At 71.9% G+C, this 7734-nt stretch carries 5 protein-coding genes; 4 read left to right on the top strand and 1 reads right to left on the bottom strand.

From position 1 onward, the window contains the following. Positions 1-150: 150 nt before the first annotated feature. Complete coding sequence (locus tag LLG88_06320; GenBank protein MCE5246520.1) at positions 151-1305, bottom strand: hypothetical protein; 1155 nt, start codon at positions 1303-1305, stop codon at positions 151-153. A gap of 176 nt (positions 1306-1481) precedes the next feature. Here LLG88_06320 and LLG88_06315 point away from each other — a divergent pair, with 176 nt between their 5' ends. The 4 genes from LLG88_06315 to LLG88_06300 all read left to right on the top strand — a co-directional run. Next, positions 1482-2099 carry a TetR/AcrR family transcriptional regulator gene (locus tag LLG88_06315; GenBank protein ID MCE5246519.1) on the top strand — a complete coding sequence of 206 codons (618 nt, stop codon included), beginning with the start codon at positions 1482-1484 and terminating at the stop codon, positions 2097-2099. A gap of 29 nt (positions 2100-2128) precedes the next feature. Next, positions 2129-3277 (top strand): efflux RND transporter periplasmic adaptor subunit, encoded by a 1149-nt coding sequence (locus tag LLG88_06310; protein ID MCE5246518.1) that lies wholly within the window; start codon positions 2129-2131, stop codon positions 3275-3277. 3 nt (positions 3278-3280) lie between these two features. Then, positions 3281-6385 carry an efflux RND transporter permease subunit gene (locus tag LLG88_06305; protein MCE5246517.1) on the top strand — a complete coding sequence of 1035 codons (3105 nt, stop codon included), beginning with the start codon at positions 3281-3283 and terminating at the stop codon, positions 6383-6385. Further along, on the top strand, positions 6382-7734 hold a 1353-nt coding region (locus LLG88_06300), incomplete at its 3' end, for a TolC family protein (GenBank protein MCE5246516.1). The genes LLG88_06305 and LLG88_06300, both read left to right, overlap by 4 nt.

The raw sequence follows: 7734 nt of genomic DNA, 5'->3' as shown, positions 1-7734 counted from the left end.
CCCCCCCCCCCGCCCCCCCGACCGGAGGCGCCGCGAGACCAGCGGGCCCTGCGCCGCGAGACCAGCGGGCCCTGCGCCGCGAGACCAGCGGGCCCTGCGCCGCGAGACCAGCGGGCCTTGCTCCGCAAGACACGCGGACCCACCGACTCTTCAGACGCCGGCCTTGCGCCGCGCCGCCACGACGGCCTCGAGCGCCGCGGCCCAGCGGAACCGCATCGTCTCGATGTTCCGCTCCCGCAACACAAACTCCCGCTGCCGCAGCGCCTCCGCCTCGCGCTCCTCGCGCCGCCGCAACCAGAACTCCAGCGCCTCCGCCCAGACCGCGGGGTCGTTCGGCAACGTCGTCGAGACCTCCCCCGCGTAGGGCGGCACGTCGCTCGCCAACGTCAACGAGCCGGTCACCGCGTACTCGCTGAACTTGTTGGCCGACTTGCAGCGGTTGAACGGCGTGTCCTCGAGCGGGCAGAGCCCGATGTCGAGGTCGAGCGCCGGCAGGCGCCGAAACAACTCCTCGAACGGGCAGAACGGGTCGTGCACCGCGCCGAGGGCCACGAGCCGCCGCGCCAGCTCGATCACCCGCTCGCTCGCCTCGCGGAACGTCGCCGGCGAGCCCGGAAGCTGGTCCTCGATCTCCTCCACCATCCGGCGCAGCGGAGAGTTGCTGAACCCCTGCACGAAGATCCGCACCGGCTGGCGACGCCGCAGCGCCTCGAGCGCCGGCAGGACGAGGAGCAGGTCCGGCGCGTGGCCGCCGCCCCCGCCCGACCAGCCGACGCGCCACTCGCCGGAGCGCCGCGGACGCACGCCCCAGCGGCCCGGCTCGACGGCGTTCTCCAGCACGTACACCGGCCGCCCGGCCGTCTCGATCGCGTCGGCGAGGCGCCGCGTCGTGACGAAGAAGGCGTCGGCGGCGGCGATCGCCGCCCGCACGCTGGGGAAGCTCAGCTTGACCAGCTCGTAGGTCGGGTTGCGCGGATCGATGTCGAGGATCGCGTCGTCGGGCGAGTAGACGATCGCCGCGCCGCGCTCCTTGGCGTCGGCGCAGAACCGCTCGACGAGGCCGACGGCGTCGCCGGTGCCCATGAAGTCGTACGGCACGACGTTCTGCGGAAAGATCACGACGTCCACGCCGTCGAGCAGCGCCGGGTCGAGGCGCAGGCCGTCCGGCCGGCGAATCGCGTCGATCGACGCGCCGAGGGTGCGCATCTCCCATCCCAGGTCGCGCAAACGCTCGAACGGCTGGAAGAAGCGGATATAGGTGACCGGCGTCGGGGTCGGCTCGATGAAGGCCAGCGCGCGCTTCATGGCTCCTCGCGCGCCGCGGGGCGCGCACGGTTGATCTAGGTCCCCGCGGGCCGCGGCGCAACTGGCCGCCCGGGCGCGAACGGTCCGCGCGAACCGACAAACGGTTTGCCGCCCCGCGGGCGGCCCGCTATGTTACCGACCGGTAGGTAGCGTCCACCCCGGAGCGGCGTGCAAGCATGTCGGAACACCACGGAACGAACGAGGAAGGCCCGGTCAAGAGCCGGCTCCTCCAGGCGGCGGTGAAGCTCTTCGTCAGCCGCGGCTACGCGGCGACCTCCGTCCGCGAGATCGTCGAGGAGGCCGGCGTGACCAAGCCGGTCCTCTACTACCACTTCGGCAGCAAGGAGGGGCTCTACCTCCACGTGATGGAGGCCGCCTTCCGCCAGATGGCGGGGATCGTCGAGGCCGACATGGCGCGCGGCGAATCGCCCCGCGTCCGGCTCCGCCGGCTGGCCGAAGACCTCTTCGCGCTCTTCGAGACGCACGTGGACGAGGCGCGGCTCTGGTACTCGATCTACTACGGCCCGCCGCAGGGCGCGCCGTTCTTCGAGTTCGACAGCAACCACAAGAAGGTCGTGGACGCCGTCCGCCGGCTGCTCGAGGAAGGGATCGCCGCGGGGGAGTTCGCCCCGGGGAACCTCGACGACCTGACGTGGATCTACCTCGGCGTCTTCAACATGGCGCTGGAGCTGCGGCTCATCGGCGAGCACCCCGAACTGGGGGACGCCGACTACAAGCGGATGCTCGAGCTCGTGATGGACGGTTTCGCGCGCGGCGTCGGGTCTCGGCGGTGACGCCGCGCGGTTCGGGAAAGGGACACCCCATGAAGCATCGTTGTCTCTACGTCGCCGCGGCCGCCCTGCTCGCCGCCGGCGTTCTTTCCGGATGCCGCAACGGCGGCGCCGCGCCGGTCGGCAAGCCGGCGGTCGCGGTCGAGGCCTACACCCTCGCCCCCGCGGAGCGGGTGGATGCGATCGACGTCACCGGCACGCTGACGGCGAAGTTCGAGGCCGCGGTGCGCGCCGAGTACTCGGCCGTCGTGCGCGACGTCTACGTCGCCGAGTGGGTCAAGGTGCGCAAGGGACAGGCCCTCGCCCGCCTCGACCTGCGCGAGCCGGAAACCCAAGCGCTGCGGGCCAAGGCCGCGGCGGCGTCGGCGAAGGCGGCGCTGCTCGAGGCCGAGGCGCGGGCGCGCCAGGCCGAGCGCGAAGGCGCCCGGATGGAGCAGCTCAAGGCGAACGGCCTCGCCACGCAGCAGGCGCTCGACGACGCCAAGACGGCGCGCGAGGCGGCGGCGGCGGCGCTCGAGGCGGCGCGGGGGCAGCTCCGCGCGGCCGAGGAGGACGCCCGCTACGCCGACACGCGGCTCGACAAGGCGACGATCCGCGCGCCGATCGACGGCGCGGTCGCGCTCCGCACCTGCAACCCCGGCGACCTCGTCGGCGAGCCGGGCGCCGGCACGCCGATGTTCCGCGTCGTGGACAACTCGCGCCTCGACCTGACCGTCGAGGTGCCGGCCGCGCGCTTCGCCGACCTGCAGGAAGGCGCGCCGCTCGAGTTCAGCGTGGACGCCTTCCCCGGCCGCGCCTTCCAGGGGCGGATCAGCCACGTGAACCCGGCGATCGACGAGGCGAGCCGCACGGTGAAGGTCCTCGCCGCGGTGGACAACGCCGACGACCAGCTGCGGGCGGGGATGTTCGCCCGCGGGCGGATCGTCGTCGGCCGGCGCGCCGGCGTGCTCCAGGCGCCGCGCGCCTCGTTCCTCTCCTGGGACGTGGCCAACGGCGCCGGCTCGGTCTACGTGATCGACGGCGGCAAGGCGCGGCTGCGCGAGGTCAAGACCGGCCGGCCGCAGGGGGACTACGTCGAGATCGTTTCCGGCCTCAAGGCGGGCGAGTCGGTCGTCGCCCGCGGGGCCTTCAACGTGCGCGACGGCGACGAGCTGAAGGTCGTCCCCGCCGCCGGCGAGTGAGCGATGTTCCTCTCCAACCTCTCCATCAAGCGGCCCGTGTTCGCCGCGGTGATGATGCTCGCGCTCGTCACCCTGGGGGCGTTCTCGTACAAGCGCCTCGCGGTGGACATGTACCCCGACGTCGAGATCCCGTTCCTGCTGATCACGACCAAGTTCCCCGGCGCCTCGCCGGAGACGGTCGAGCGCGAAGTGACGCGCCGGGTCGAGGAGGCGGTGAACCCGATCGCCGGCGTCAAGCACGTCAACTCGCAGTCCCGCGAGGGGGTGTCGCTGGTCTTCGTCGAGTTCCAGCTCGAGGTGAAGGTCAACGACGCCGCGCAGGAGGCGCGCACCAAGATCGGCAAGGTCCGCGGGCAGCTGCCGCAGGGGATCGAGGAGCCGATCATCGAGAAGTTCGAGTTCGGCTCGCTGCCGATCGTCTCGCTGGCGATGGAGTCGAAGAGCCTCACCGCGCGCGAGCTCTCGACCCTCGTGGACAAGCGGTTCCGCCGGCGGATCGAGAACCTCTCCGGCGTGGGGCGGCTCGACGTCGTCGGGCCGACGACGCGCGAGGTCAACGTGGACGTCCGCCCCGACCGCCTGCAGGCGCTCGGGATGGGCGTGGACGAGCTGATGAACGGCCTCGCCGCCGAGAACGTCAACGTGCCGGTCGGGCGCGTGGACCACGGCTCGGTCGAGCAGCCGATGCGCGTCGCCGGCCGGCCGAAGCAGGTCGAGGGGTTCGAGTCGATGGCCGTCGTCGCGCGCGGCGGCGTGCCGATCCGCCTCGCCGACGTCGCCGACGTCAAGGACGGCGTCGAGGAGCGGCGCTCGCTGGCCTTCGTGGACGGCCGCCCCGCGGTGGCGCTCGACGTGATCAAGCAGTCGGGGGCCAACACCGTCGCCGTCGTGGACCGCGTCTTCAAGGAGGTCGAGACGATCCGCGGCGAGCTGCCGCAGGGGACGACGATCCAGGTCGTGCGCGACTCCTCCGGCCCGATCCGCGACTCGGTGCGGGACGTGCAGGAGACGATGGTCATCGGCGCGCTCCTGACGGTGCTGATCGTCTTCCTCTTCCTCAACTCCTGGCGCTCGACGGTCATCACCGGCCTGACGCTGCCGATCTCGGTCGTCTCCTCGTTCATCGTGATGAACTTCATGGGGATGACGCTGAACACGATGACGCTGATGGCCCTCTCGCTGGCCATCGGCCTGCTGATCGACGACGCGATCGTCGTCCGCGAGAACATCGTCCGGCACCTCGAGAAGGGCGCCGACCACTTCACCGCCGCCCGGGAGGGGACGGCCGAGATCGGCCTGGCCGTGCTCGCCACGACCTTCTCGATCATCGCCGTCTTCGTGCCGGTGGCGTTCATGAAGGGGATCATCGGCCGCTTCTTCTACCAGTTCGGCATCACGGTCGCCTTCGCCGTGCTGGTCTCGCTGTTCGTCTCCTTCACGCTCGACCCGATGCTCTCCTCGCGCTGGATCGACCCGGACATCGAGCGCACCGGCCGCAAGCGGAGCTGGTTCGCGCGCCGCCTCGACCGCTTCAACGACTGGTTCGACCGCACCGCCGACCGCTACAAGGCGGTGATCGCCTGGGCGCTCGACCACCGCTGGACGGTCGTCGGCGCCGCCTTCCTCGCCTTCCTCGCCGGGATCGTCGGCATCGCCTCGCTGCAGACGGAGTTCTTCCCGCGCTGGGACGCGGGGGAGTTCGGGCTGAGCTTCGTCACCGCCCCCGACGCCTCGATCGACGAGACGGCGGGACGGATGAAGCTCGTGCTGCGCCACCTCAAGACGCTGCCCGAGGTGGAGCGGACCTACGCCAGCATCGGCGCCGGCGACTCGGGGACCGTCCGCGACGCGACGATCTACGTGAAGATGGTCCCGAAGGGAAAACGCAAAGTCACGCAGGCGCAGTTCCAGACGCAGCTCCGGCAGTGGCTCGGCGGACTGCCGGGCGTGCAGGCCTCCGTCTCCGACTCCGCCGACCAGTTCTCGCAGAAGCCGCTGCAGCTGCTGATCCGCGGCGAGGAGATCGACCAGCTCAAGGCGATCGCCGCCAAGGTCAAGCGCGAGCTCTACAAGGTGCCCGGCGTGGTGGACATGGACGTCACGCTCGAGCAGGACATCCCGGAGTTCAAGCTGGCGGTGGACCGCGAGCGCGCGGCGCGGGTCGGCGCCGACAGCGGCGCGGTCGTCCGCGCCCTCTCCGCGCTCGTCGGCGGGCAGGTCGTCTCCACCTACGAGGACGAGGACGGCGACGCGGTGGACGTGCGGGTGCGGCTGCCGCTCGACCTGCGCGGCGACATCGAGCACGTTCGCGACCTGCGGCTCGCCGTGCGGGGCGCCGACGGCAAGGCGGCCCTCGTGCCGATCGGCGAGCTGACCTCGTACGAGCGGGCGGCCACGCCGTCCCAGATCGACCGCCGCGACCTGCGCCGGCAGGTCGTGATCTCCGCCAACCTCGAGGGCGTCGTCCTCGGCCCCGCCGTCGAGAACGCGATGAAGGCGGCCTCGAAGATCCAGCTCCCCCCCGGCTACTCGATCGTCCCCGCCGGCGACGTCGAGATGATGACCGAGTCGTTCGGCTACATGGTCGAGGCGCTGCTCCTCGCGGTGATCCTGGTCTACCTGATCCTCGCGGCGCAGTTCGAGTCGTTCCTCGACCCGCTCTCGATCATGCTCTCGCTGCCGCTCTCGATCGTCGGCCTCGCCGCCGCGCTGCTGATCACCGGCGACACGCTCAACATGATGTCGCTCATCGGGCTGATCATGCTGATGGGCCTCGTCACCAAGAACGCGATTCTGCTGATCGACTTCGCCAAGCACCTGCGGGCGCAGGGGATGAGCCGGCGCGACGCGCTGATCGAGGCCGGCCGCATCCGGCTCCGCCCGATCATGATGACGACCCTGGCGATGATCGGCGGCATGCTGCCGCTCGCCCTCGCCCTCGGGGCCGGCGCCGAAGTCCGCGCGCCGCTCGCCCGCGCCGTGATCGGCGGGCTCGTCACCTCCACCCTGCTCACGCTGATCGTCGTGCCGGTGTTCTACACGCTGCTCGACGACCTCGCCGGCCTGCGGCGCCGGAAGCGCGCCGCCGCCGAGGAGACCATCGCATGAACCGCGTCGTTTCCGCGATCCTCGGCCTCGCGGCGGTGGTCCTGCCGCTCGCGCCGACCGCCGCGCGCGCCGCCGACGCGCCCTCGGCCGACGCGCGGGCCGCGGCCGCGCCGGCGGACGCCCCCGCCGGGCGGACGCTGACTCTCGACGAGGCGCTCCGCGCCGTGCAGGAGCGGAACCGCGACGTCGAGAAGGCCAAGGAGTACCAGAAGTACGTCCGCGGCAAGTACGTCGAGGAACGCTCCGCCGCGCTGCCGCAGCTCTCGCTCGACCTCGCCAAGTACAAGGGGGACGACGAGACGCAGAAGATCTTCGCCGGCGGCGGCTTCGAGTTCCCGACGCAGTCCACGACGCGCACCGCCGACCTCTCCGTCTCCCAGGCGCTCTTCACCTGGGGGCAGGTCGGGGCGGCGATCCGCGCCGCCAAGGTCGGGCTGGCGATGGCCGACGACCAGCTCCTCGTCTACCGCCAGGCGGCGGCGCGCGACGTGACCGCCGCCTTCGACGACGTGCTGTTGGCGCGCGAGCTGGCGGCGATCGCCGAGCAGAACGTGGCCCAGAAGCAGCGCCACCTCGACGAGGCGCGGCGCAAGCACCTGCTCGGCACGGCGACCGACTACGACGTCCTCGCCGCCGACGTCGCGCTGCAGAACGCGCGCCCGGAGATGCTCGCCGCGCGGAACGCCGTGCGCACGACGCGCGACCAGCTCCGCTTCCTCCTCGCGGTCCCGGAGGACGTGGACGCCGCGGGCGCGCTGCCGACGGCGGTCGGCGCCGCGCCCGACTACGACGCCGCGCTCGCCGTCGCCCTCCGCGAGCGCCCCGACCTCTCCGCGCAGGGGCGCACCGTCTCCGTCTACCGCGAGCTGCTGACGATCGCCAAGGCGGGGGACAAGCCGCGCCTCGACTTCAAGGGGAGCTACGGCTGGAAGGACTGGGACATCGACATCGCCCGGGCGCGCGGCAAGACGTGGTCCGCCGGCGTCTACCTCCACTTCCCGTTCTTCGACGGCCTCAAGACGGTCGGCAAGGTGCGCCAGGCCGCCTCCGACCTCTCGACGCAGGAGATCGAGCGCCGGCGGCTCGAGGACCAGATCTCGCTGCAGGTCCGCACGGCGGTCAACAGCGTGCGCGAGTCGGGCGAGGTCGTGCGCGCCCTCGAGGGAACGGTGACGCAGGCCGAGCGGCTGCTCCAGATGGCCGAGAAGGGGTTCGAGCTGGGCGTGAAGACCCGCCTCGAGGTCGAGGACGCCGAGCTCAACCTCCGCTCGGCCCGCGGCAACCTCGCCAAGGCCCGCCGCGACCACCACGTCGCGCTCGTCACGCTGCAGTACGTGACCGGCACGATC

It is taken from the genome of bacterium (assembly GCA_021372775.1).
Classification (GTDB): Bacteria; Acidobacteriota; Polarisedimenticolia; order J045; family J045; genus JAJFTU01.
Note: the sequence above shows the minus strand (reverse complement) of the source record. Positions and strands in the feature narration are given on the sequence as shown.